Source organism: Nocardia sp. NPDC003999 (assembly GCF_053604885.1).
In genome coordinates this window covers 396,192-420,466 of record NZ_JBSGIB010000003.1, presented here as the reverse complement: position 1 = coordinate 420,466, position 24,275 = coordinate 396,192, and the positions used below count along the sequence as shown (strand labels likewise).

23 protein-coding genes are annotated in these 24,275 nt (G+C 69.7%); 16 read left to right on the top strand and 7 right to left on the bottom strand.

Annotation, left to right across the window (positions count from 1 at the left end):
* Positions 1-8: 8 nt before the first annotated feature.
* From ACWESM_RS09485 to ACWESM_RS09470, 4 genes are read left to right on the top strand one after another with little or no spacing between them, the layout of a single operon-like run.
* Positions 9-968, top strand: a complete 960-nt coding sequence (locus ACWESM_RS09485) for an alpha/beta fold hydrolase (protein WP_452491276.1) — start codon at positions 9-11, stop codon at positions 966-968.
* Positions 969-972: 4 nt separating this feature from the next.
* The gene (locus ACWESM_RS09480) at positions 973-1,494 is read left to right on the top strand and encodes a DoxX family protein (protein ID WP_452491275.1); all 522 of its coding nucleotides are present in this window, start codon (positions 973-975) and stop codon (positions 1,492-1,494) included.
* Positions 1,494-2,312: an NAD(P)-dependent oxidoreductase gene (locus ACWESM_RS09475; protein ID WP_452491274.1), complete on the top strand. Its 819-nt coding sequence runs from the start codon at positions 1,494-1,496 to the stop codon at positions 2,310-2,312. The genes ACWESM_RS09480 and ACWESM_RS09475 overlap by 1 nt, the downstream gene beginning before the upstream one ends.
* A gap of 12 nt (positions 2,313-2,324) precedes the next feature.
* Entirely contained in the window at positions 2,325-3,122 is a 798-nt protein-coding gene (locus ACWESM_RS09470; protein ID WP_452491273.1) for an NAD(P)-dependent oxidoreductase, read from the top strand.
* Positions 3,123-3,488: 366 nt separating this feature from the next.
* Here ACWESM_RS09470 and ACWESM_RS09465 read toward each other — a convergent pair whose 3' ends face one another.
* Together ACWESM_RS09465 and ACWESM_RS09460 are read right to left on the bottom strand one after the other, a co-directional pair.
* Complete coding sequence (locus ACWESM_RS09465; protein WP_452491272.1) at positions 3,489-3,677, bottom strand: ferredoxin; 189 nt, start codon at positions 3,675-3,677, stop codon at positions 3,489-3,491.
* Positions 3,674-4,975 carry a cytochrome P450 gene (locus ACWESM_RS09460; RefSeq protein ID WP_452491271.1) on the bottom strand — a complete coding sequence of 434 codons (1,302 nt, stop codon included), beginning with the start codon at positions 4,973-4,975 and terminating at the stop codon, positions 3,674-3,676. The genes ACWESM_RS09465 and ACWESM_RS09460 overlap by 4 nt, the downstream gene beginning before the upstream one ends.
* 141 nt (positions 4,976-5,116) lie before the next feature.
* Between ACWESM_RS09460 and ACWESM_RS09455 the strand changes: the two genes are divergently transcribed.
* From ACWESM_RS09455 to ACWESM_RS09445, 3 genes are all read left to right on the top strand, one after another.
* Positions 5,117-6,265 (top strand): acyl-CoA dehydrogenase family protein, encoded by a 1,149-nt coding sequence (locus ACWESM_RS09455; protein ID WP_452491270.1) that lies wholly within the window; start codon positions 5,117-5,119, stop codon positions 6,263-6,265.
* A gap of 34 nt (positions 6,266-6,299) precedes the next feature.
* Complete coding sequence (locus tag ACWESM_RS09450) at positions 6,300-7,529, top strand: acyl-CoA dehydrogenase family protein (protein ID WP_452491269.1); 1,230 nt, start codon at positions 6,300-6,302, stop codon at positions 7,527-7,529.
* Between the two features lie 63 nt (positions 7,530-7,592).
* Positions 7,593-9,056, top strand: a complete 1,464-nt coding sequence (locus tag ACWESM_RS09445; RefSeq protein ID WP_452491268.1) for a DUF6345 domain-containing protein — start codon at positions 7,593-7,595, stop codon at positions 9,054-9,056.
* Positions 9,057-9,162: 106 nt separating this feature from the next.
* On the opposite strand, the gene ACWESM_RS09440 is transcribed toward ACWESM_RS09445, so the two are convergent.
* Positions 9,163-9,816: a TetR/AcrR family transcriptional regulator gene (locus tag ACWESM_RS09440; protein ID WP_452491267.1), complete on the bottom strand. Its 654-nt coding sequence runs from the start codon at positions 9,814-9,816 to the stop codon at positions 9,163-9,165.
* 126 nt (positions 9,817-9,942) lie between these two features.
* Here ACWESM_RS09440 and ACWESM_RS09435 point away from each other — a divergent pair, with 126 nt between their 5' ends.
* The 4 genes from ACWESM_RS09435 to ACWESM_RS09420 are packed head-to-tail and all read left to right on the top strand — an operon-like array spanning position 9,943 to position 14,042.
* On the top strand, positions 9,943-11,244 hold the full coding sequence (locus ACWESM_RS09435) for an acyl-CoA dehydrogenase family protein (protein WP_452491266.1): 1,302 nt from the start codon (positions 9,943-9,945) through the stop codon (positions 11,242-11,244).
* Positions 11,241-12,296: a phosphotransferase family protein gene (locus ACWESM_RS09430; RefSeq protein ID WP_452491265.1), complete on the top strand. Its 1,056-nt coding sequence runs from the start codon at positions 11,241-11,243 to the stop codon at positions 12,294-12,296. The genes ACWESM_RS09435 and ACWESM_RS09430 overlap by 4 nt, the downstream gene beginning before the upstream one ends.
* Complete coding sequence (locus ACWESM_RS09425; RefSeq protein WP_452491264.1) at positions 12,293-13,069, top strand: enoyl-CoA hydratase-related protein; 777 nt, start codon at positions 12,293-12,295, stop codon at positions 13,067-13,069. The genes ACWESM_RS09430 and ACWESM_RS09425 overlap by 4 nt, the downstream gene beginning before the upstream one ends.
* 1 nt (position 13,070) lies before the next feature.
* On the top strand, positions 13,071-14,042 hold the full coding sequence (locus tag ACWESM_RS09420) for an NADPH:quinone oxidoreductase family protein (protein ID WP_452491263.1): 972 nt from the start codon (positions 13,071-13,073) through the stop codon (positions 14,040-14,042).
* A 76-nt stretch (positions 14,043-14,118) separates the two neighbouring features.
* Here ACWESM_RS09420 and ACWESM_RS09415 read toward each other — a convergent pair whose 3' ends face one another.
* From ACWESM_RS09415 to ACWESM_RS09400, 4 genes are all read right to left on the bottom strand, one after another.
* On the bottom strand, positions 14,119-14,433 hold the full coding sequence (locus tag ACWESM_RS09415) for a 2Fe-2S iron-sulfur cluster-binding protein (RefSeq protein ID WP_452491262.1): 315 nt from the start codon (positions 14,431-14,433) through the stop codon (positions 14,119-14,121).
* A 144-nt stretch (positions 14,434-14,577) separates the two neighbouring features.
* Complete coding sequence (locus tag ACWESM_RS09410) at positions 14,578-15,345, bottom strand: enoyl-CoA hydratase/isomerase family protein (protein WP_452491261.1); 768 nt, start codon at positions 15,343-15,345, stop codon at positions 14,578-14,580.
* A complete protein-coding gene (locus ACWESM_RS09405) occupies positions 15,345-16,616 on the bottom strand; it encodes an acetyl-CoA hydrolase/transferase family protein (RefSeq protein ID WP_452491260.1) in 1,272 nt (423 codons plus the stop codon). Before ACWESM_RS09405 ends, ACWESM_RS09410 begins: the two co-directional genes overlap by 1 nt.
* The gene (locus ACWESM_RS09400; protein ID WP_452491259.1) at positions 16,613-17,788 is read right to left on the bottom strand and encodes a CaiB/BaiF CoA transferase family protein; all 1,176 of its coding nucleotides are present in this window, start codon (positions 17,786-17,788) and stop codon (positions 16,613-16,615) included. Before ACWESM_RS09400 ends, ACWESM_RS09405 begins: the two co-directional genes overlap by 4 nt.
* A 105-nt stretch (positions 17,789-17,893) precedes the next feature.
* On the opposite strand from ACWESM_RS09400, the gene ACWESM_RS09395 reads away from it, so the two are divergent.
* The 5 genes from ACWESM_RS09395 (at position 17,894) to ACWESM_RS09375 (ending at position 24,252) form a co-directional block, all read left to right on the top strand.
* Positions 17,894-19,432: a class I adenylate-forming enzyme family protein gene (locus tag ACWESM_RS09395; protein ID WP_452491258.1), complete on the top strand. Its 1,539-nt coding sequence runs from the start codon at positions 17,894-17,896 to the stop codon at positions 19,430-19,432.
* Between the two features lie 26 nt (positions 19,433-19,458).
* Entirely contained in the window at positions 19,459-20,205 is a 747-nt protein-coding gene (locus tag ACWESM_RS09390; RefSeq protein WP_452491453.1) for an SDR family NAD(P)-dependent oxidoreductase, read from the top strand.
* A gap of 140 nt (positions 20,206-20,345) precedes the next feature.
* Positions 20,346-21,329, top strand: coding sequence for an acrylyl-CoA reductase (NADPH) (acuI, locus tag ACWESM_RS09385; RefSeq protein ID WP_452491257.1), 984 nt, complete (start codon positions 20,346-20,348; stop codon positions 21,327-21,329).
* A 13-nt stretch (positions 21,330-21,342) separates the two neighbouring features.
* Positions 21,343-22,536 (top strand): MaoC family dehydratase, encoded by a 1,194-nt coding sequence (locus tag ACWESM_RS09380; protein ID WP_452491256.1) that lies wholly within the window; start codon positions 21,343-21,345, stop codon positions 22,534-22,536.
* Positions 22,537-22,545: 9 nt separating this feature from the next.
* Positions 22,546-24,252 (top strand): AMP-binding protein, encoded by a 1,707-nt coding sequence (locus ACWESM_RS09375; protein WP_452491255.1) that lies wholly within the window; start codon positions 22,546-22,548, stop codon positions 24,250-24,252.
* Positions 24,253-24,275: the final 23 nt, after the last annotated feature.

Sequence of the window (24,275 nt, the reverse complement as noted above, 5' to 3'; positions counted from 1 at the left end):
GGCACCCCATGACACTCACCGAATCCGATCTCACCCCGCTGGACGATGCGGCGCCGCGGCGAGTGGTCGCCCACGTCGACGGCATCCCGGTGTCGGGGCTGCTCGCCGAGGCGCCCGCGCCGCGCGCGGTGCTCGTCGCTCTGCACGGCGGCGCGACCACCTCCGCGTACTTCGACTGCCCCGGGCACCCGGAGCTCTCGCTGCTCCGGATCGCGCAACGCCTGGGTTACACCGTCCTGGCGCTGGACCGGCCCGGTTACGGCGCCTCCGGGCCGTTCGGCGACCAGCTCGCGGCACCGTTACGGCGCGTCGATCTGATGTACGGCGCCGTCGACGCCCACCTCGACGACCGTCCGCGCGGTGCGGGCGTCTTCCTGCTGGCGCACTCGGCCGGATGCGAACTCGCGATGCGCATGGCCGGTGACGAACGGGGCCGCGAACTGCTCGGCGTCGAGTTGGCAGGCACCGGCCGAACCCACCATCCCGAAGCCCAGGAAGTGCTGTGGGGCCCGCGCCCGGAGGGCACCCGGCCCGCCGGACTCGGCGGGCTGCTGTGGCGACCGCGGCGGTTGTATCCACCCGAACTCGTCGGGGGTGCGGCGATCGCCGTGCCGGGTCCGCGGTTGGAGGCCGCCGTCATCACCGACTGGGCCGGGAAGGAATTCCCCGGCATGGCCGCGCGCGTGCGAATCCCCGTGCGGTTCACCGCAGGTGATCACGAAACCGTGTGGCGCAACGACATCGAGGAACTGACGTCCATCGGCGCGCTGTTCCGGTCGGCGCCGCGGGTGGTGCTCAATCTGCAACCCGACACCGGGCACAACGCCAGCCTGGGTTACACGGCGGCGGCATACCACCTGAAGATGCTCGCTTTCGTGGAGGAGTGCATCGTCGCGGCGACCACCGGTGCGTTCACCGGTCCCGCGACGCAATTCGACGGCGGCGCGCCCGCGCGGCCGGGGAGGTGAGGCCATGGAGGTCACCGATGTCGCGCTGCTGCTGTTGCGCCTGGTCGTGGGGGTGACCATGATCGCGCACGGGGTCAATCATTGGGTAGGCGGCGGCAAGATCGCAGGGACCGCACGGTGGTTCAGCGGGCTGGGATTGCGCAACGGAGCGCTGCAGGCGTGGCTGAGCGTGGTCACCGAGATCGGTGCGGGCGCGCTGCTCGTACTCGGCCTGCTCACGCCGTTCGCGGCCGCGGCGGTCGTCTCGGTCATGCTCGTCGCCGGAGCGCTGGCGCACCGGGCGAACGGCTTCTTCGTCTTCAAGGACGGCTACGAGTACGTGCTCGTGCTGGCAGTGGTCGCGCTGGCGTTGGGGCTACTCGGGCCGGGGCGGCTGTCGCTGGATCATGCCGCCGATATCGCGATCACCGGCTGGGCCGGTGGCGGCATCGCGCTGGGGGTGGCCGCGGTGGCGACGGCGGGACTGCTCGCGATCTTCTACCGGCCCGCCCCCGCGCCGGAAACCACCACCGAGGAGGTGCACTGATGCGTGTCGGGTTCATCGGGCTGGGCAGTCAGGGCGCGCCGATGGCGCGCCGCATCGTCGAGGGCGGCTACCCGACCACCTTGTGGGCGCGGCGGCCCGCATCGCTCGAGCCGTTCGCCGACACCCCCGCCGCGACGGCCGAATCGCCCGCCGCCCTGGCCGCCCACAGCGATCTGGTCTGCCTGTGCGTGGTCGGTGACGCCGACGTACGCGAGGTGGTCACCGGGGAGAACGGCGTCTTGACCGGTCTCGCGCCGGGTTCGATCGTCGCCGTGCACTCCACCGTACATCCGGACACCTGCCGGAAACTGGCGGAACTCGCCGCGCCACAACAGGTCACGGTGATCGACGCACCCGTCAGCGGGGGCGGCCCCGCCGCTGCGGAAGGCAGGCTGCTGGTCATGGTCGGCGGCGCCACCGATGCCGTCGAACGCAGCCGCCCGGTGTTCGAAACCTACGCGAACCCGATCGTCCACCTCGGCGGCATCGGCGCCGGACAGGCCACCAAGCTGCTGAACAACCTGTTGTTCACCGCGAATCTCGCCACCGCCGCAGGCACGCTCGCGCTCGGCCAGGGTCTGGGCATCAGCCCGGACCGGCTCGGCGAAGTGATCACGCACGGCACCGCGAACAGTTTCGCGCTGGGCCGGATCGTCTCCGCGGGTGGCACTTTGGACCGGCTGGCCGCGCACGCCGGTGATCTGCTCCGCAAGGACGTCGGCTTGGTGGCCGGATTGGCCGAGGCGGCCGGGATCACGCCGGGGATCGTGCTCGGCGCGGCCGACGCGACACTCGGCTTGATGAACCGGCAGCGCTGAGGGGAGCCACGCGTGCGCATCGGATTCGTGGGCGCCGGGCGGATGGGCCACCCGATGATCCAGCGCTTGGTGCGGGCCGGGCACACCGTACGCGCGGTCGGGCGGTCCGCGCCGTCGTGCGCGGCGGTCGCCGAGACCGGAGCGGAACCCGTCGAAACCGTCACCGCGGCCGCCCGCGCTGCGGAAGCCGTTGTGGTGTGCGTCTTCACCGATGACCAAGTGCGCGATGTATGTGTCGACGGCCCACTGCTACGCGCCATGCCCCGCAAGGCCGTGCTGATCGTGCACACCACCGGGAGTCCCGCGACAGTGGCCGATATCGCGGCCGCGGCTCCCCATGTCACGGTGGTAGACGCGCCAGTGAGCGGCGGACCGCACGACATCGCCGCAGGCGAGCTCACCGTCTTCCTCGGCGGCACCGAGGAGGCGGCCGGTCGCGCGCGAACAGTGTTGCGGGCCTACGCGAATCCTGTCCTGCATGTCGGCCCGCTCGGCGCGGGGCAGCGGGTGAAACTGGTCAACAACGCGCTGTTCGCCGCGCAGATCGGGTTGGTCGCCGACGCGGTCCGGCTCGGGGACCAACTCGGAGTGGACGAGGCCACCTTGCTGGCGGCCCTGCCGCACGCCAGCAGCAGTGGCCGCGCCGTCACCAGTATCGCCGGGAAGGGAGCGGTCGAGGTCTTCCGCGCTTCGGTGGGCGAATTCCTCCGCAAGGATGTGGCGGTGGCTCGTGCGCTGGTCACCGAACTGGGCGGTGATCTGGGGATTCTGGACGCCGCCATCCATGCGGGCGTGCGACAGGCGACCTGAGTTGATCATTCGGCGATCGGCCCGAGTCGACCACTCGATGCGCGTGTGCAACACGCTGCGCGGACCTCGGGGCGGCCGGCGGCGCAGCGTGGTGCAGCGACACGGGGATGGCCGTGTCGATGGTTGCCGACCGCTGCGGCCTCGAGCCCTCTCCCGAGCTGCCCGCGCGGCGCGATGCGCGTCGAATGCGGTCACACGTATCGCTTTCGTCCGCTTGCCCCGGCGGCGAACCGGCGCACCTCGTCGAGGACTGCCCGTGCGCGCGGATCATCCGGAGGGTCGCGCTCGAAGATCGCCGGAGCGGGCTTCGCACCGGCCACGGCGTACCCCGCGATCTCGCGTCGCGCAGCTCGGCGGGCGACACGCTCACTCGACGACGATCGCGCTCTCGGGGCAGGACTGCACCGCTTCCCGCACCTGTGCCTCGAGGTGCCCGGGAACCTCGGCGACGGCGGCCTCGGCGTAGCCGTCGTCGGTCAGCGAGAACACCTCCGGGCACAGGCCGAGACAGACGCCGTGTCCGCGGCAACGATCCGCGTCGACGCCGACCTTCATCGCGTCCCACCTTCCGCGACGTCGAATTCCAAGTGCAGCGAGGTGAGCCCGCGCAGGATGAACGTCGGCAGGTAGCGATAGTCGCGCGCGCCCTCGGGGCCGTGCACGCTCTCGTCTATGCGGAAGTCGGTGGTGCGTTCTAGCAGCCGCTCGATGGCCACCCGTGCTTCGGCACGCGCCAGCGGCGCGCCGGGGCAGGTGTGCACCCCGCGCCCGAAAGCCAAGTGCGAGCGCGCGTTCGAGCGTCCGGCCGCGAAGCTGGTCGGATCCTCGAACCGGCGCGGGTCCCGGTTCGCCGCGCCGTTGACCACCATCAGGATCGTGCCCGCGGGCACTTCGGTCCCGCCGACCGTGGTGGTGACCTTGGCCAGCCGGAAGTCGCCCTTCACCGGGCTCTCCATCCGGAGGCACTCCTCGATGAAGTTCTGGATGCGGCTGCGGTCCTCGCGCAGGTACCGCTGGATGTCCGGTCGCTCGGCCAGGATCTTCAGCGCCGAACTCAGCAGCCGGACGGTGGTCTCCTGGCCCGCCGAGAACAGGTTCGCCGCCACCCGAACCACGTCGAGGACCTCGGGCTCGCGCCCGTCCGGGAAGGTCGCGATGGCCATGCTGGTCAGCACGTCGCCTCGCGGGTTCCTCCTGCGGTCCTCGACGTACTCGGAGAACTTGGTGTAGAGGAATTCGATGGGGTTGTGCGACATGCTCTGCCCCTCGGTGCTGCCGACGCTTGCGCCCTCGCGGTGCGGATCGCGTTGCAGCGCGTGCAGGAACTCCTCTTGATCGTTCTCGGGAACGCCGAGCAGATCGGCGATCACATACAGCGTGAAGGGGCCCGCGAATTCCCGCATGCAGTCGCCCTTACCCTCGGCCAGGTACCGGTCCAGCATCCGGTCGGCGATCGCCCACATCGCCTCCTCGTTCTCCTTGAGGCGTTTCGGGGTGATCAATCGCATCAGCAGCGCGCGGTGATCGGTGTGCACCGGGGGGTCGAGCGTGGGGAGCTGGTCGCTCATCGGCAGCGTGTCCCGATGCTCGGCGATGAGGGCGTCGACATCCGTCGCACCTTCCAGCGGCACCGGGAAGCCGGGGAACGGACCGGTGACGGAGATGCAGGAGGAGAACCGTTCGACGTCGTTGTAGACCTCGAGCGCCTCCTCGTAGCCGGTCACCATCATCACGTCGTGGTGCTTCTCGCGCGTCACCGGGCACTGCTCGCGCAGCGCGTCGAAGTACGGGTACGGATCGGCGACGAGCTCCTGCCCGAGGAAGAAGTCCAGATCCTGGAAGTTGTTCACCACTCGACGGTCCCTTCGACACCTCGGCCGGCACCGCTCAGCAGCGAGTGCGCCGGTTGACTTCCGCGATTGAGAATAAGCCTCTCATCTGTGAGTATGAGATTTCCATATCCAGCGCTGTGCGTCAACCGAAGGACCGGCATCATGACCAACGACCCCACCGCCGATCAGCGGTTTTTCCAGTCGACCACCCGCGATTTCCTGGCGGGCACCGTCCCGGTGACCACCGTGCGCGCGCTCGGCGAATCGGCGACGGGATTCGACCGGACTTGGTGGCGACGCGCGGCGGAACTGGGCTGGACGGCCATGCTGGTTCCCGAAAACCTCGGCGGCGGGACAGTTTCCGGCAGGCCGATGACCGAACTCGCCCTTGTGGCCGAAGAACTGGGTCGCGCCTGCGCGCCCGGTCCGTTCGTCACGACCAATGCCGTCCTGGCCGGGCTCGCCTCGGACGCGGGTCGTCTCGCCGAGGTCGTCACCGCCGTCGCCGCCGGCGAAACGATCGCGACGTGGGCGGTCTACGAACCAGGGGAAGGCTTCACGGCACTCTGCCCCGACGCCGGTGCCACGGGGCACACCCGGGCCGAACCCCATGGCGACGGATTCCGGCTGAACGGGGTGAAGGACCGGGTGGAGGCTGGCGACCAGGCAGACCTGTTCCTGGTGACCGCCGACAGCGCCGACGGCCCGGTTCAGCTGCTGGTGCGCGCCGATGCCCCGGGCGTGACCGTCACGCCCGCGTGGACTCTGGATCTGGTCCGCCGCACCGCGCGCGTGACGTTCGAGGACGTCGCGGTATCGGCGGACGCGGTGGCGCAGGTGGGCACCGCCGCCGTGGCGGCGATTCGAGCGCAGGCGCGAACCGCGGCCGCGCTCACCGCCGCCGAAATGGTCGGCGCCTCCGACACCGCCCTCGCCGCGACCTTGTCCTGGTTGTTCGACCGCTACACCTTCGGCAGGCAGCTGGCCTCCTACCAGGCGCTCAAGCACCGGATGGCCGACAACAAGACCTGGCTGGAGGCGTGCCGAGCCACCGCGACCGCCGCCGCGGCGGCTTGGGACGACGACCCGGCGAGCGCGGGCGAGGCGATCAGCATCGCGAAATCGTATGTGGGAGCGAAAGCGCCGGTGATCGCCCAGGACTGCGTGCAGTTGCACGGCGGCATCGGCGTCACCTGGGAACACGACCTGCATCTGTCTCTGCGCCGGATCACCCTGGGCCGGGCGCTGTACGGCACGCCCGAGGAACACCGCCGCCACATCACCGACCTGCTCGACACGGCAGCCGCGTGAACCGAATCGAACCCTCTGGGAAGGCATCGACACTATGAATACGGATCTGGAGCCCGTCGAGGATTTCCGCGCCCGCGCGCGGACCTGGTTGCGGGACAACCTACCTGCCGCCTCCGCCGCGGACCACAAGTCCGACACCGAGGAGGCATGGGATCGCGCCCGGCACCTGCAACGGATTCTGCACGAGGGCGGCTTCGCCGGGATCTGCTTCCCGGCGGAGTACGGCGGACTCGGTCTCACCCCGGACCACCAGCGCGCGTTCACCGAGGAATCGCTGCCCTACGAGATGCCGCTGCTGCTGAACGTGCCGACGCTGGCCATCTGCGCGGCGAGCCTGCTCGATCTCGGCACCGAGGAGCAGAAGCGCGCACACGTGCCCGCCGTGCTGCGCGGCGAGGAGATCTTGGCGCAGTTCCTGTCCGAGCCGCGCGGCGGGTCGGACCTCGCCGGGCTCACCACTCGCGCCGAGCGCGACGGCGACCGCTGGATCCTCAACGGATCCAAGATCTGGAGCTCCGGCGCCTACGCCGCCGACTACGGCCTGTGCCTGGCCCGCACCAACTGGGAAGTCACCAAGCACCGCGGGCTCACCATGTTCCTGGTGCCGGTGCACGCCGAGGGCGTCACCGTGCGGCGAATCAAACAGGTCACCGGCTCGACCGAGTTCTGCCAGGAGTTCTTCGACGACGTCGCGCTGCCCGAGGAGGCGGTGCTCGGCCAGGTGGACAGCGGCTGGGACGCCGCGTCCCGGCTGCTCTACCACGAACGGGCCGCGCTGGGCGGCACGTCGCCGTACACCAGCGGCGCGCGCCCGCATCTGGGCGGCGAGGCCGACCAACTGCTCGAGCTGGCCCGCGCCACGGGACGCTGGAACGATCCGCGCACGAGGGAGGACATCGGCGAGGCACGGGCCATGAACGTGGTGCGCGACCAACTCATCGCGCACGTCTCGCGCGCGATCGCCTGCGGCGACCTGCCGCCCTCCGCCGGAGCGATCACCCGGCTGTTCACCGCCGAGAACGCTTGGCTGCAAACCGATATGGCGGTACGCATCGCCGGCTCCACCGCGGCCACCCACAGCCCCGGCGACGCGGCGGACACGACCCGGGTCGGTCTCGACTACCTGTTCCGGTCGGCGTGGAGCCTGGCGGGCGGCAGCACCGAGATGGCGCGCAACGTCATCAGCGAACGCGTGCTCGGCATGCCCCGCGAGTTCGCCGCCGATCGCGACGTTCCGTTCAACCAGGTCGAAAACGGCCGATGACGCGCGCGAATCGAGTAGTCGGCTACCCGTGCTCCGATGGCCGACGTCCGCGACCATTCAGCCATGTCAGACAACATCTACGCCGGCGCGTCGGTTCAGGTCTACCCGCAGGACGCCCCACTGAGTCACCCGCACGCCTGCGTCAACGGCTTCCTCGACTACGTCGCGAAGTTCAACACGATCAATTTCCACGCCAAGGACGACGACGTCCGGGAATGGCGTTACGACAAGGAGTACGACAACTGGCAGGATCGCCTCGGCATGGACTCGGTGAAGGTCTTCTATCACTACGCGCACAGCACGACCATGGACGACGGCGTGTTCCTCACCGCGATGGGCCGGACCTGGGACGACACCATCTACGCGTGGTCGGATCGGATGAGTTTCGGTGACCAGCGGTTGCGCTACTTGTTCCTCCACGGATGCGAGTCGTTGCGAATGCACGACGGGCACAGCCCATTTCGCACCTGGCATGCGCCGAACCTGGGCGCGCGGATGCTGTTCGGGTTCGACAGCCTCACCTTCGACACCGATCAGCAGGGAACGCGGTTCTTCAAGGAGTGGAACACCGGCAAGTCGTTCAGCCAGGCCTGGCAGGACGCGGCGCTGTCGATCTTCCACAACGATCACCGGGTGTCCTCGGCGGCATGTGGCGCCACCGACCGGGAGGCACAGGACCGGCTGTGGAACGAGCGTCTCTTCTTCGGCGAGCCGGTGTCGGACAATTGGTACTGGTGGCGATGGGCTGGCCAAGTCCCCATCGAGGTCGACCTCGGCCTTCACGTTCCTCGCCGGCCGCGGGCGCTGCGCTTGTCGCGCCGTCGCGCCGACGCGGATACCGCCGCCGAACTCGCCGAACGGTTCGGTCTGCGGGCCGTGCTCGCCGAGCCTGCGTCACCCACAGCCGAGGAATATTCTGCCCCGGTCGAATTCGAACCGCGACTGGTCATGCATCCGGACGGCGCGTACCACGTGTTCTACGCCGAGCCGGACCGCACTGCCGACAGCATCGCACCACAGGAGGTTCGGGAGATCGCCGATCGCGCGATCCGGCAGCTCGACCTCGGCCACGACCTGGCGTTGGCCGGCATGTCGGCCACCTTCCACGGCGGTGGCAGCCGCGACGGCGACGAGGTAGCGGCATCGGTGGCCGAGTACACCCTGCACTACCGCCAGGTCTACGACGGCGTCGCCGCGGTGGCAGGCGGCGATGGTCAACTGAGCGTGACGCTCGACCCGGCCGGTCGGCTCTGCTCGATATCGGACACGACAGTCCCGATCGCGGGCGCCGACGAGACCCGCCCGCCATCGGGCGACGATTTCGACGCCATGGCGGCTCTGGACGCGGCGACCAGCGCGCGGGCCGAATGCCTGCGCGACGGAGCGCGCTCGAGCGTCGTGCCCGATTCGCTCGAGGTCGGCTACCGCTTCGATCGCGACGCCGCGATCGTGGTCGCCCGGCAGGCGGTCGAGATCACCTCCAGTGACCGCTTCCGGATCCGCGACGTCGTCGAGATCACCGTCTGAGCCGGGCCCGGCGCCCTCTCTCCCGCGCATTCCGGGTCTCAGTCCTGGATGGTTTGTCGACCAGAACGAACCGCGCCCACCCGCACCTACGTCGACAGGCGCGGATTCATTCCGGACCCGGCGGAGTCAGGGCGCGCAGGCAGAAGGCCGTGATGCGCTCGACGTCGCCGGAAGCGGGCTCGCCGCGTCGGCGCAACCGCTCGGCGAGCGTGCCGGTGGTCGCGTGAGCGATCAGCGTCGCGTCGGAATCCGGCGCGGCGCTGCCCAATTCCGCGAGCGTGTCGCGCAGTAGCGCGGCCAGCGCGGTGTCCACCACGCCAGGTCCGGCCGTCAACCCCAGACCCGGCCCAGCGGCGTTCCAGAGCACGGCCAATGTCGCTGCCGCGGTCTGCTCTTCGGCCTGCGCCAGGATCGCCGCGACCCAGCGCCGGACGCGCGCACGTGGGTCGGCTTCCTTGGCCATCTGGTGGGCCACATAGCCGGTCAGCCGCTCCGCTCCGTCCTCAAGCAGGGCGGCCACCAGCGCGTCCTTGGACGGGAAGTGCCGATAGAACGCGTCGTTGGACAGCCCGGCGGCGGCCACGATGTCCGTTACCCGTGGACGTGCGGTGGTACCGGCCGCGCTGATCACCGTCAGCGCGGCGTCCAACAATTTGCGCACCTCCACCGCGTAGTCGGCGCCGCGTTTGGCCAACGTCCGCCGGGCGATCCGGGTGGCCACGTCGTCGGCTGGTTTTTCCGCCACGTTCTCACCTGTCACCGGCTTCTCCTTCCACTTCCGCGGTGCGGGACGTCCCATCGGCACAGGGGCGTTCGAGGCGCATCCCGTCCAAGAATTGCATTCTGCGATGCGAGAAGTCTATTCTCCAAATCGAGAGGAGTTGTCATGGCGTGGGATTTCGAGACCGACCCCGAGTACCAGGCGAAGCTGGATTGGGCCGACGCGTTCGTCCGCGAGGAAGTCGAGCCGCTCGACCTGGTCTGGCCGCACGAGCAGTTCGTCCCGCTGGACGGCGGCAGGCACAAAGCGATCGGACCGCTCAAGGAACAGGTGCGCGCGCAGGGTCTTTGGGCGACCCATTTGAGCCAGGAACTCGGCGGCAAGGGCCACGGGCAGGTGAAACTCGCCTTGCTCAACGAGATCCTCGGCCGCTGTTCATGGGCGCCGATCGTCTTCGGTTGCCAGGCGCCGGACACCGGAAACGCCGAGATCATCGCGCACTACGGGACGGCCGAGCAGAAACAGCGATATCTGCGGCCCCTGCTCGACGGCGAATTGTTCTCCTGCTATTCGATGACCGAACCGCAAGCCGGCGCCGATCCGACCCGGTTCCGCACCCGCGCGGTGCGCGACGGCGGCGACTGGGTCATCGACGGCTGGAAGTTCTTCTCCTCCAACGCGCGGACGGCCGCGTTCCTCATCGTCATGGCGATCACCGACCCGGAGGTCAGCCCGTACCAGGGCATGTCGATGTTCCTGGTGCCCGCCGACACCCCAGGGATCGACATCGTCCGCGATGTTGGCCTGTACGGCGAGCCGGAAGGCGAAGGTCAGCACGCGTTGATCCACTACGACAACGTGCGGGTGCCCGGTTCGGCCTTGCTCGGCGGCGCCGGGCAGGCGTTCGCCATCGCACAGACCCGGCTCGGCGGCGGCCGCATCCATCACGCCATGCGCACCATCGGGCTGGCCCGCAAGGCGCTGGACATGATGTGCGAGCGCGCGCTCAGCCGCGAGACCGCGGGCAGCCGCCTTTCCGACAAGCAGTTCGTGCAGGGCTATATCGCCGACTCCTACGCGCAGTTGCAGCAGTTCCGCCTGTTCGTGCTCTACACCGCGTGGGAGATCGACAAGTACAACGACTACAAGAGGGTCAGGAAGGACATCGCCGCGGTGAAGGCCGTGATGCCGACCGTGCTGCACGACATCGCCTGGCGTGCCATGCAGGTGCACGGCGCGCTCGGCGTGACCAACGAGATGCCGTTCTTCCGAATGGTGCACGGCGCAGCGGTGCTCGGTCTGGCCGACGGCCCCACCGAAGTGCACAAGACCACCGTCGCGAAACAAGTGCTGCGCGATCACCGCCCGGCCGACGACACCTGGCCGACCGAGTGGATTCCGCGTCGCCGGGAATCGGCCCTGGCCAAATACGCCGAATTCCTCGAACACGAAGTGGGGAACCGATGATCGACGACACATCGACCACGGCTGGACAGACCATCGACACCGACCAGCTCGTCGCATGGATGGACGAGAACGGCCTGCCCGGCGCGCGAGAACCTCTGGAGATCGCGCTGCTGTCCGGCGGCACCCAGAACGAGATCTACGAGATCCGCCGCGGCGAGCACCGCAGCGTGCTGCGCATCCCGCCGAAATCCGCACCGGCCGAACGGGACCGGGGCATCCTGCGCGAATGGCGGATCATCGAGGCCCTGAACGGCTCCGAGGTGCCGCACACCCGCGCGATCGCGGTGTGCACCGATCCCGCGGTCCTCGGCCGCACCTTCTATCTCATGGGATTCGTGGACGGCTGGTCGCCGATGCGACACCAGCAAGCGTGGCCCGCGCCGTTCGACACCGACCGCGCCGCCCGCGCCGGGCTCTCCTACCAGCTCGCCGAAGGCATCGCGCTGCTGTCCAAGTTCGACTGGAAAGCCCACGGCCTGCACGACCTCGGGAGACCCGACGGCTTTCACGACCGGCAGGTGGACCGCTGGACCGGCTTCTTCGAGCGCGTCAAGGGCCGCGACCTGGACGGCATGGACGTCGCCACCGCCTGGTTGCGCGAACATCGGCCGCTGGATTTCGTCCCCGGCGTGATGCACGGCGACTACCAGTTCGCCAATGTGATGTACCGCGACGGAGCCCCGGCCCGGTTGGCGGCGATCGTCGATTGGGAAATGGGCACCGTGGGCGACCCGAAGCTCGATCTGGCTTGGATGGTGCAGGATTGGCCCGCCGACACCTCCGCTCCCGAGGCCGCGACCAACGGTTACGTCGACCTGCGATGGATGCCGTCGCGCACCCGGCTGGTCGAGCACTACGCGGAGGTGTCCGGCCGTCAGGTCGACGATCTCGACTACTACCTCGTACTGGCCAAGTGGAAGCTCGCCATCGTGCTCGAACAGGGCTTCCAGCGCGCCGGCGCCGACGCGCGGTTGCGCGCCTTCGGGCCGATCGTCACCGACCTCATGCGAACGGCCGCCGAACTGGCGGAGACGAGCGAGTACCGCGGATGAGCGAGCGTGCGGAGTACCGGATCGAACGGCGCGGCACCGTCTCGATCATCCGGCTGAACCGGCCCGAAGCGCGAAACGCGCTGACCATGAACATGTTGCGCGGCATCGGCGCGGCGGTGCTGGCGGCCGAAGCCGATCCCACCGTTCGTGTCCTGCTGCTCACCGGCTCCGGTGATCGCGCCTTCTGTTCCGGCATGGATCTGCGCGCCTTCGCAGGCGGCGCCGCGTTCGACGCCGACGATCCCGCCACCGCGGCCTATACCCGGCTGGCCCGCGGCGAGATCGCCGTTCCGGTGGTCGGGGCGGCGAACGGTTCCGCGATCGGCGGCGGACTCGAGTTGCTGCTCGGCAGCGATCTGATCATCGCCGCCGAGTCCGCGGAGTTCGCCTTCCCGGAGGTGCGCCGCGGCTTCTTCCCTGGCGGCGGCGGCACTTTCGTCGGCGCTCGCATCCCGATGAACATCGCGCTGGAGCTGACCCTGACCGGCGATTCGATCACCGCCGCCCGGGGGTATGAGATCGGCTTGGTCAACGCGGTGGTCGCCGCGGATCAAGTGCTGCCGACGGCGCTGCGATACGCCGAGCGGATCGCCGTCAACGCGCCGCTGGGCCTGGCCGCCTGCAAGGAATTGGTGCGGCTGTCGGTCACCGACGCCGCTCACGCGGAAGCCCGGCTGAAGCACTGGCAGGAAAGGGTGTTCACCAGCGCCGACGCCAAGGAGGGCGCGCAGGCGTTCCTGGCGAAACGGCCGCCGGTGTGGCGGGGGCGCTGAGGTGCGCGCGGCCGTCTGCCCGGCGTACGGGCCGCCGGAAGTGGTGCGCCTGCAAGAGTTGGCCTCGCCGCGACCTGCGGCGGGGGAGGTGCGGGTCCGGGTCGCCGCCGCCGCGGTCAACTTCCCCGACGTGCTGCTGATCGCCGACAAGTACCAGGTCAGCGTCGCGCCGCCGTTCGTCCCCGGCAGCGAGTTCGCCGGAGTCGTGGCGGAACTCGGCGCGGAGGTGACCGATCTCGCGATCGGCGACCGGGTGACCGGCACCGGGCTGGTCGGCGCGTTCGCCGAGGAGGTGGCGGTCTCCCGCGCCGCACTGACCCGGGTGCCGCACGGGGTGGACCTGGGAACCGCCGCTGCCTTCGGTGTCGCCTACCGCACCGCCTACCACACGCTCCGCTCGATGGCGCGAGTCGGCGCGGGCGATCGGGTGATCGTGCTCGGTGCGGGCGGCGGAGTCGGACTCGCCGCCGTGCATTTGGCGGCGCACCTGGGGGCGCAGGTCACCGCGGTGGCCTCGTCGGCGGAGAAGCTCGCCGCCGCGGCGCGTTACGGCGCGCGGCAGCTGATCGATCACACCGGTGGGCCGCTCCGCGCGGCCCTGCGCGACGCGCTGCCCGACGGCGCCGACGCCGTCATCGACCCGGTCGGCGGTGACCTCGCCGAACCCGCTTTGCGCTCGCTGACGCGCCGCGGGCGTTTCGTCACCGTCGGCTACGCCTCCGGCGTCATCCCCCGCATCCCGCTGAACCTGGTGCTGGTCAAGGGCGTACAGCTGCTCGGCTTCCAGTTCCAGGATCTCCATGCCGCCGAATACCGCCGCAACGAGCGAGAACTCGCGACGTTGCTGGCGGACGGCCACATCCGGCCGCACATCGGAGCGTCCTACCCGCTCGACCAGGCGGCGGCCGCGCTGCGGCACGTCGCCGACGGCCGCGCGATCGGCAAGGTACTCGTGGACCTGTGCGACGGTTGACCGACCGACGCACGCCGTGGTCGGCATGCCTGATCGAAGCCGTTGCGTTGCTGCCGGATTCGCGCCCCAACCCGGATTACACGTAGTCGACGGTCACTGACGTGGTCTGTGGCACGGACTGACAGGTGAGCACGTATCCGTCGGCCACGTCCTCGTCGGTCAAGGCATCGTTCACCCTCATCTCGACACGGCCCTCGACGAGCCTCGCCATGCAGGTGCCGCAATTGCCCTCCTCGCAGGCGAACGGCGGATTGAGCCCGGCTCGCTTCGCGGCCTCCAGCACGGTCTCGCCGAGGCGCACGTCGACGCTGGACTCGGTGCCGTCCAACATAACGGTCGCCACCGCGCAGGTGACCGACTCCGGCGACTCGGACAGTGGGGATACGGCCATGGCGGCACACTCCTGATCGATGGGAATCGCACAGCGGCGACCCGGCGGCGGATCGCCGTTCGACGCGGACTGAGCACCCGCTCAGCATGCTGTGCACATGCTTAGCACGCTTCTTTCGTACCGGTCAACAGGGAACGATTCGGGTCAGCGGCCCGTCCAGCGCGGGCTGCGTTTCTCGGCGAAGGCGCGCGGCCCCTCCTGCGCGTCCTCGCTCGTGTAACAGGGAACCGAGGCGTGCCGGGCCGCTTGCAGCGCGGCCGAGCGGCCCATCTCGGTCGCGAGCATGACCGTCTCCCGCGCGGCCCGCACCGACAGCGGGGCGCCCGCGAGGATCTCGGCGGCCAGCTCGAGCGCCGTGTCCATCAGGTCGGCGGGTTCGGCCAACCGGTTCACCAACCCGATCTCGTAAGCCCGTCGCGCGTCGATCGGCTTGCCGGTCAGCAGCAACTCCATCATGATCCGCTGCGGGATCATGTGAATCAGCGGCGCGGCCCACGGCGAACTGCGACCCACCTTGACCTCGGTGACCGCGAAAGTCGCCGTGGTGCTCGCGACACACAGGTCGCATGCCTGGGCGATCATCCAGCCCCCGGCGAACGCGGTGCCGTTGACCGCCGCGATGGTGGGCTTGGACAGTTCGATGGTGTCGTAGGGCAGCGGGTACATCTCGCGCGGCGGCACCGTCATGCCGGTCGCCACCATCTCCGCTAGATCCCCGCCCGCACAGAACGCCTTCGATCCCGCGCCGGTGAGGATCGCGACGCGCGACGCGGGGTCGCGCTCGAACCGTTCCCACGCATCGAACAGTCCCTCCCGCACGTCCCGCGCCAAGCAGTTGCGCCGCCGGGGCCGGTTGAGGGTGATGATCGCGATCCCGTCGGGACGGGCCTCGAAGACGACTGCGTCGGACATCAGAAACCTCTCCGCTGGACGACGTGCGCCGCCCGCTCCAGTTCTTCGCGGAAATCGGGATGCGCCACGGCGATCAGCCTTCGAGTGCGCTCGGCCAGCGTCCGCCCGGCGAGCTCCGCCGCGCCGAACTCGGTGACGATCACGTCGACGTCGCTGCGCGCCGTGGTGACCGGCCCGGAGAGCGTGGCGGTGATCCGGCTGCGGGTCCCTCCTTTGGCGGTGGACGGCAGCGCGACGATCGCGTGACCGCCCGGCGAGCGCGCGCCGGCCCGGACGAAATCCACCTGACCGCCGGTACCGCCGAGATAGGCCGCACCGCTCTGTTCGGCGTTGACCTGCCCCGTCAGGTCGACCTCGACGGCGGAATTGATGGTGACCAGCCGCTCCAGCCGCGCGAGCACGCCCGCGTCGTGGGTGTAGTCGGTGGTGCACATCCGGATCGCCGGATTACGGTGGGCGAACCGGTACAGCCGCTCGGTGCCGATGAGCGCGCCGGTGACCGAGACCCCGCCATCGATGTGCTTGCGCGCGTTGGTGATCGCACCCGACTCGACCAGATCGACCAACCCGTCGCCGATCATCCCCGAATGCACCCCGAGATCGGTGCGATCGTGCAGCAGACGCAACACGGCGTCGGGAACCGCGCCGACACCGACTTGCAGCACCGCGCCGTCGCCGATATAGGCGGCCGCGTGCGCGGCGATCGCTTCGTCCACCGGACCGATTCGCGCGGGCGGCACCCGCACCGGTGGGCGGGAAACCTCTACGGCGTAGTCGATCTCGGTGCTCGGCAGCCGCTCCCCCAACGTGAACGGCACTTGGTCGTTGATCTCGGCGACGACGACCCGCGCCGTCGCGACGGCCGCGCGCACGTGGTCGCTGACCAGCCCGAAGCTGTGGTCCCCGCGCTCGTCGGCCGGGCTCACCTGCACGAAAGCGACATCGCAGCCGAGGATTCCGGCTTCGATCATCGGCCCGACCCGGCTGACATGGCAGGGGACGATGCCGAGCCGATGCTCCTTGGTCAGCGCGCGCAACGCACCGATCGCACCCATGCTGGACAGGGCGAAGGCTTCGGTCGCGGCCGGGGTGAACAGGCCGGAGAAGCTCGTCGCGATGAACGCGGAGACGCCGCCGATCGCGGCGCCCTGCGCGATGAGCGCTTCGATCAAGGTGGTGGGCTCGCCACAGGCCTGTCCGACCACGATGCGGTCACCCGCCCGCAGGATCGCGCTCAAGTCCAGGTCGGTGGCGGCGAACAGCGTGGTCATCGCGGCACCCGGCCGTTCGGACGGCCGTCGGGGGCGGATCGTAAGCGGCCGAGTACCTCTGCGGTGTCGGCGCCGAGCCTGGGCGCGGGCCCCGCGATGCGGGCGGGGGTACGGGAGAACCAGGTTGGCGGTCCAGGAAAGCGAACCGTTCCATACGGTGAATCCACGGTCTCGAAGAAGTCCGCGTCGGCCAAATGCGGATTGTCGAAGAGTTCGTCCAGGGAGCGGACCGGCGCGGCCGGAATATCGAGGGAGCGAAGCAGATTCAGCCACTCGCGGGTGGTCCGCGTGCGGAACGTCTCGGCCAGACGGGCGTAGACGGTGTCGATCCTGGCCGCGCGCTGCTCCAGGGTGGCGAACTCCGGTCCCGCCCACGGCGGGCGCACCGCCGCGACGAATGCCGTCCACTGCTTGTCGTTGTAGACCAGCGCGGAGAGGTAGCCGTCCGCGGTGCGATAGGGCCTGCGGTGCGGAGTCACCGCGCGCGGGTAGGCCGCGGGCCCCAGCGGGGGATCGAACATCGCCCCGTTGGCGTGCTCCACCAGCATGAACGCGGCCATGGTCTCGAACATGGCGACCTCGACCTCTTGGCCCTCGCCGGTGCGTTCCCGATGGAACAGCGCCATCGTCGTGGCGTACAGCGTGGTCATCCCGGCGATCTTGTCGGCCATGATCGTGCCGACGTACCCGGCGGCGCCGGTCAAACGCTCTTGCACGAAAGGCAATCCGCACTCGGCCTGGATCGTGTCGTCGTAGGCGGTGCGGTCGGCATCCCGGCCGCGACGTCCGTAGCCGTAGCAGTTGGTGTAGACGATCGTGGGATTGAGCGCGGCCACCGCGTCGTAATCGAAGCCGAGGCGGGCGATCGCGGCGGCGCGCATCGAGTGGATGAAGACATCCGCCTCGGTGACGAGCCCGCGCAGCGACCGCTTGCCGCCCTCTGACCGCAGATCCAGCACCACACTGCGCTTGCCCCGGTTCACGTTGACGAAGACGCCGCCCATCCCCCGTTCCGGGCCCACGGAGATGTAGCGGGTGTTGTCCCCGTCCGGCGGCTCGACCTTGATCACCTCCGCGCCCATGTCGGCCATGATCTGTGTGCAGTACGGGCCCATCACCATCGCCGTCAGATCGACGACCCGGATTCCGGACAGCGGACCACTGTGTTCCATCACCGCGCCTCTTTCCCGACCCCTCCGCCGCCGTCGCATCCCACCCGAGCAGCGCCGTGAGCCTATCTGATGAATCTTTGCAAGGATAGTGATATCAAGGACGCTGTGGACGATTTCAACGGCGCCGCCCCATCCGGCCGGCCCACCCTCCGCTCGATCGCCGAGGTGCTGGACGCCGCCCTCGGCTCCCACCCCGGCGCCACGGCAGTGGAAGCCGCTTCCGGCGCGTGGACCTATGCCGAACTCGACGACCACGCCCATCGCGCGGCCGGCGCGCTCTGGTCGCTGGGCGTGCGTCCCGGCGATCGCGTCACGGCCTGCCTGCCCAACGATTTGGACATCGTCGCGGCTTTCCACGGCGCGCAGCGCATCGGCGCGGTGTGGGCGGGCATCGGCGAGGCGCTCACCACGACCGAACAGCAGCACCTGCACGATCTGTGCGAACCGGCCGTCGTGCTCGCCGGACCGCGCTGCCGGTTGGACTCGCCGCGAGCGGTCGATCCCGAGCAGTGGTCGGCACTGCTCGATCGTGCGACGCCCGCGCCGCGCGTCCGGCAGGACATCGACGCACCGGCCGGGATCGCCTTCACCAGTGGCACGTCCGGCCAGCCCAAGGCCGTGGTGCACAGCCAGCGCAACCTGCTACTGCCCGGCGCGGCGCTGACGGCGATCCGGGGCTGGGGGCCCGGCCTGCGCAAAGGCGACAGCTTCCCGCTGACGATCCTCAACCTGATGGTGCTGTCCACCCTGCTCACGGCGCAGGCTCGCGGCTGCTCGGTCGTGATGGACCGCCGCGATGCCGACGGGGTCGCCGAGTGGATCGCCGAGCATCGCGTCACCGTCTGGAACGGCGCACCCGCGCAGTTGTACGACCTCGCCCGGCACACCCGAGCGAATCTCGGTTCGCTGCGCGAAGTCTGGAGCGGCGGCAGCGACACGCCCGACTCGGTGCGCACGGCCTTCGCCGCTGCCCACGGACCGGTGCCCCGCGCCACCTACGGCCTCACCGAGGCGCCCACGGTGGTCTCGATCGACCCGCCCGGCGACGACTGGGTTTCCGGCACCAGCGGCCGGGTCCTGCCGCAATACGACGTCGCCGCCTACGACGACGAGGGCAACCGGCTGCCACCGGGCTCGCTCGGGGAGCTGCGGCTGACGGCGGCCACCACCGGTCCGTGGGCCGGTTCGTGGACGCCGATGCTTGGCTACTGGGAGCGCGGCGGCGTGCGGCCGCCGCAACCGGGCCCGATTCCCACCGGCGATGTCGGCACCGTCGATGCCGAAGGCAGGCTGTCGGTCCTGGACCGGAAGAAGATGGTGATCATCCGGGGCGGCGCGAACGTCTATCCGCTCGAAGTGGAGCGGGTCATCGCGACGCACCCCGATGTCGCCAAGGTCGCCGTCTGTCCGGTGCCCGACGAACGACTCGGCCAGAAAGTGGCGGCGGTGATCGAAAGCGCCGGTCCCACCGTGGATCTCGGCGCCCTGGCGCGATTGTGCCGACGCGAGCTGGCCGGGTACAAGGTGCCGGAGATCTGGACCAGGGTGGATGCGCTTCCGGTGAACGCGATGGGCAAGGTCGAGCGCACGCGACTCACCGAACTGGTGACTTCCGACCCGTCGACGGCGCGGGAGCGGCCGTGACCGCCCGATCCGACCGCGCCACAGCCATGTTCGACCTCGACGGCCGGGTGGCGATCGTGACCGGCGCGTCCTCCGGCCTCGGCGCCGCCGTCGCCGAAGCGCTGGCCTCGCTCCGCGCACGAGTCGCCGTCGTGGCCCGGCGCGCCGATCGGCTGACCGAACTCGCCGGTCGCATCGACGGACTTCCGGTCGTGTGCGACCTGACCGATCCCCGGGGCGTCGGCGCGGCGGTCGCCGCGGCGGCCGACGGGCTGGGTCCTCCGGAGATCCTGGTGAACGCGGCCGGAAACCGGTTCGGCGCCGAGCGCGCCGAGTCGGAGCCGCTCGACGCCGTGCGTCGGACCCTCGAACTCAATCTGGTTGCCCCGTTCCTGCTCGCCCAAGCGGTGTTCCCGCACATGCGAGCGGTAGGCCGCGGCTCGATCGTCAACGTCTCCTCCATCAGCGGACAGGTCGGCGTACCCGGGATTCCGCAGGCGTCGTACGCCGCGAGCAAAGCGGGGCTGTCCGGGCTCACCGCCGAACTCGCCGTGCAGTGGGCGCGGCATTCGATCCGCGTGAACACGGTGGCGCCAGGCTTTTTTCGCAGCGAGATCACCGACAGCCTCTACGACGACGAGCGCGGCGCCGCCTATCTGCGCCGGAACACCCCGCTGCCGATCGAGGCGGACGCCGAGGACATCGTCGGCGCTGTCCTCTGGCTGGCCGGTGACGCCGCTCGATACGTCACCGGGCAGACCATCGTCGTGGACGGCGGCTGGACCGCTCGATGAGCGCGAGCGGTAGCCGGCATTCGCGCGTTGACACCTGAATCCGACGGTGCGAGCATGATCAGTCAAAGAATGTAATTCTCCTATTCGAAAATAATGTTTCGGGATTGGTGCCACCCGTTCTAAGAAGGGAATTCTCCCGCATGTTCTCCGCAGTTCTGATCGAAAAGGGCGAGGCCGGACCGAAGGTCGCGCTGACGGATGTGGACGAAGCGTCGCTGCCCGAAGGGAACGTCGCCGTCGAGGTGGCGTACTCCACCCTCAACTACAAAGACGCCCTCGCCATCACCGGCAAGTCGCCGGTCGTGCGCACGTTCCCGATGGTGCCCGGCATCGACCTCGCCGGTGTCGTCACCGAGAGCGGACACCCGGACTGGTCGGTCGGCGACGATGTGATCCTCAACGGCTGGGGCGTGGGCGAAACGCACTGGGGTGGCCTCGGACAGCGAGCCCGCCTGAACGGGGACTGGCTGATACCCCGGCCCATCGAGTTCACCGCGCGTCAGGCAATGGCGATCGGCACCGCCGGTTACACGGCGAGCCTGTGCGTCGAGTCGCTACTGCGCCACGGCGTTCGCCCGGATCAGGGCGAGATCCTGGTGACCGGCGCGACCGGCGGCGTGGGCAGCATCGCGATCGCGCTGCTGAGCAAGGCCGGATTCACCGTGGCGGCCGCCACCGGCAAGGCCTCCGAAACCGACTACCTGCGACAACTGGGCGCGGGCACCGTGGTGGATCGCGCCGAACTGGCCGAGCGCGGCAAACCGTTGCAGAAGGAGCGCTGGGCGGGCGTGGTCGACACCGTCGGCAGTCACACACTGGTCAACGCGTGCGCCCAGACCCGGTACGGCGGCGCGGTGGCCGCCTGCGGCCTTGCCCAGGGCATGGACTTCCCGGCCACGGTCGCGCCGTTCATCCTGCGCGGGGTCACGTTGTCCGGCATCGACAGCGTGCTGGCGCCCAGGCAGCCGCGACTGGACGCCTGGGCCCGGCTGGCCCGCGACCTCGACCCCGCCGCCCTGGACGACATCGCCCAGGAGATCTCCCTCGGCGAGGCGATCACCGCGGCCGAACGGCTCATCGACGGCGTGGTGCGCGGCCGGATCGTCGTCGACGTGAATCGTTGATCAGGAGTACGCCATGACCAGGAAAACGACGAAATCCGCTGTCGAACTCGATCTGTCCGACGTCGACCACCGGGTCGGCAAGCCGGTGGGCGGCGGCCAGCTGTGGGATCCGTGCGGTTCCTCCGACATCCGCCGATGGGTGATGGCGATGGACTATCCCAACCCGCTGCACTGGGATCAGGAATTCGCCCGCGAATCACGCTACGGCGGCATCGTGGCGCCGCAATCCATCGCGGTCGCCTTGGATTACGGGCACGGCGCGCAGCCCGCGTGTGTCGGCCACATCCCGGGCAGCCACCTGATCTTCGGTGGTGAGGAGTGGTGGTTCTACGGCTGCCCGGTGCGCCCCGGCGACAAACTGTTCCAGGAACGGCGTTTCCACGACTACAAGGTGGTGGAGACGAAGTTCGCCGGACCGACGATGTTCTCCCGCGGCGACACCACCCACCGCAACCAGCACGGCGTGCTCGTCGCACGCGAAAGATCCACCGCCATTCGCTATCTCGCATCCGAAGCGCACAAGCGCGGCATGTACGACAACCAGCTCGGCGCGGTGCGGACCTGGACGGCCGCGGAGCTGACCGAGATCGAGTCGCTGCGGCACGAATGGATCCTGTCCAACCGGGCCGGCGTGTCGCCGCACTTCGACGAGGTGAAGATCGGCGACCACCTGCCGCGCCGGGTGATCGGACCGCACACCATCGCCAGCTTCACCACCGAGTACCGCGCGTTCCTGTTCAACATCTGGGGCACGTTCCACTGGACCGCCCCGGAGGGCATCGAGGATCCCTGGGTCTACCAGGATCCCGGCTGGACCGAGGGATTCGCCTTCGACGAGGAGGGTGCGCGCATCGATCCGCGCAAACGCGACGGGCTGTACGTCGGCCCCTCGCGCGGCCACATCGACGCCGAGAAGGCAGGCGAGGTCGGGATGGCGCGCGCCTACGGCTACGGCGCCACCATGGGAGCCTGGTGCACCGACTACCTCTCGTACTGGGCCGGGCACGACGGCCTGGTGCGCCACACCAAGGCGGACTTCCGCCTGCCCGCCTTCGAGGGCGACGTGACCTACTTCGACGCCGAGATCATCGGCAAGGAGACGGATTCGGCGTGGGGTGTGCCGCTGGTACAAGTGCGGCTGCGACTGACCAATCAGGACTTCGGGGTGCTGGTGGACTGCACCGCCGAAGTGGAACTCCCCTACTGAGGTCCGGCGATGCCCACCGACATCAACGACATCCGCGGCGGAGCCGTGGCGATCGCCGCCGGCCCGCCGCTGTCCGACGAGCCGGGCCTCGGCCCGCTCACCCTGCCCGGCTTCCTGCGCGAGGTCACCGGACGGTACGGCGACCGGGAGGCGCTCGTCGCCGGCACCGGCACCGGCGTCGTCCGCTGGACCTATACCGAGCTGTGGGAACGCGCCGCCGAAGTGGCGCGAGCCCTGCGCGCGTGCGGGGTCGGCAAAGACACCCGGGTCGGCGTGCTGATGACGAACCGGCCGGAATGGCTCTCGGCGGTCTTCGGCGCCTCGCTGGCGGGTGGCGTCGCCGTCGCGCTCAGCACCTTCTCCAGCCCGGCGGAACTCGACCACCTGCTGCGGCTGTCCGGCGTGTCGGTGCTGCTGTTCGAAAGAACCGTGGCGAACCGGGATTTCGCCGCCGTGCTGACCGGACTGGAACCGGCGCTCGGCGTCGCGGCGCCGGGTGCCGTGCGATCGACGGCCTACCCGTTCCTGCGCCACCTGGCGGTGATCGGCGAACCGGCGCCGGGCGCGGCGATCGACTCCTGGCCGGCATTCCTGGCGCGCGGGCACGCCGAACCGCCGGAACTGATCGAGGCGGCGGCCGCCACGGTGCGGCCAAGCGACACCGCCGTGCTCTTCTTCTCCTCGGGGACCACCAGCCGGCCGAAAGGCATCCGCAGCGCGCACCGCGGCGTCACCATCCAGATGTGGCGGTTCCGGCGCATGTTCGGCTTCGGCCCGGACGACGACGTGCGTTGCTGGACCGCCAACGGCTTCTTCTGGTCCGGCAACTTCGGGCAGGCGCTCGGCGCCACCCTGGCCGCGGGCGGCAGCCTGGTGCTGCAATCGACCTTCGACGCCGTCGAGGCGCTGGAGTTGATGCGCGTCGAGCGGGTGAACTTCCCGGTCGCGTGGCCGCACCAGTGGGCGCAACTGGAGGGCGCGCCCAACTGGTCCGCGACCGATCTGAGCAGCCTGCGCTTCGTGGACGTGAAGACTCCCGCGGCGCGTCACCCGCGCGTGTCGACCACCTGGACCGAGCCGGGCCACGCCTACGGCAATACCGAGACCTTCACCATCACCACCTGCTTCCCGTCCGGCACACCGGAGGACGAGATCGCGGGCAGCAGCGGTAAGCCGCTGCCCGGCAACACTGTCAAGATCGTCGACCCGAGCACCGGAGCCGTCCTGGCACGCGGCGAGCGCGGCGAGATCTGCGTCAAAGGACCGACCCTCATGCTCGGCTACCTCGGCACCGCGCTGGACGAGACGCTCGACTCCGACGGCTACTTCCATACCGGTGACGGGGGCTACCTCGATGACGCCGACCGGCTGTACTGGGAGGGGCGGCTGACCGACATCATCAAGACCGGCGGCGCGAACGTCTCCCCGCTGGAGGTCGACGAGGCGTTGCTACGGTTCCCGGGCGTCAAGGTCGCGCGCACCGTCGGCGTGCCGCACGAGACGCTCGGCGAGGCCGTAGTGGCGTGCGTGGTGCCGCAGGCGGGCGCCACGGTGGACGGCGCGCGACTGCGGGCCTTCCTGCGAGAGCGGCTGGCCAGCTATAAGGTGCCGCGTCACGTGCTGCTGTTCACCGAGGAGGACATCGCGCTCACCGGCAGCGCCAAGATCAAGTCCAGCGAGTTGCGGCAGCTGGCCGCGAAGCGGCTGGCCGGCTAGCGCCCCTATCCGATGCGCCGCGA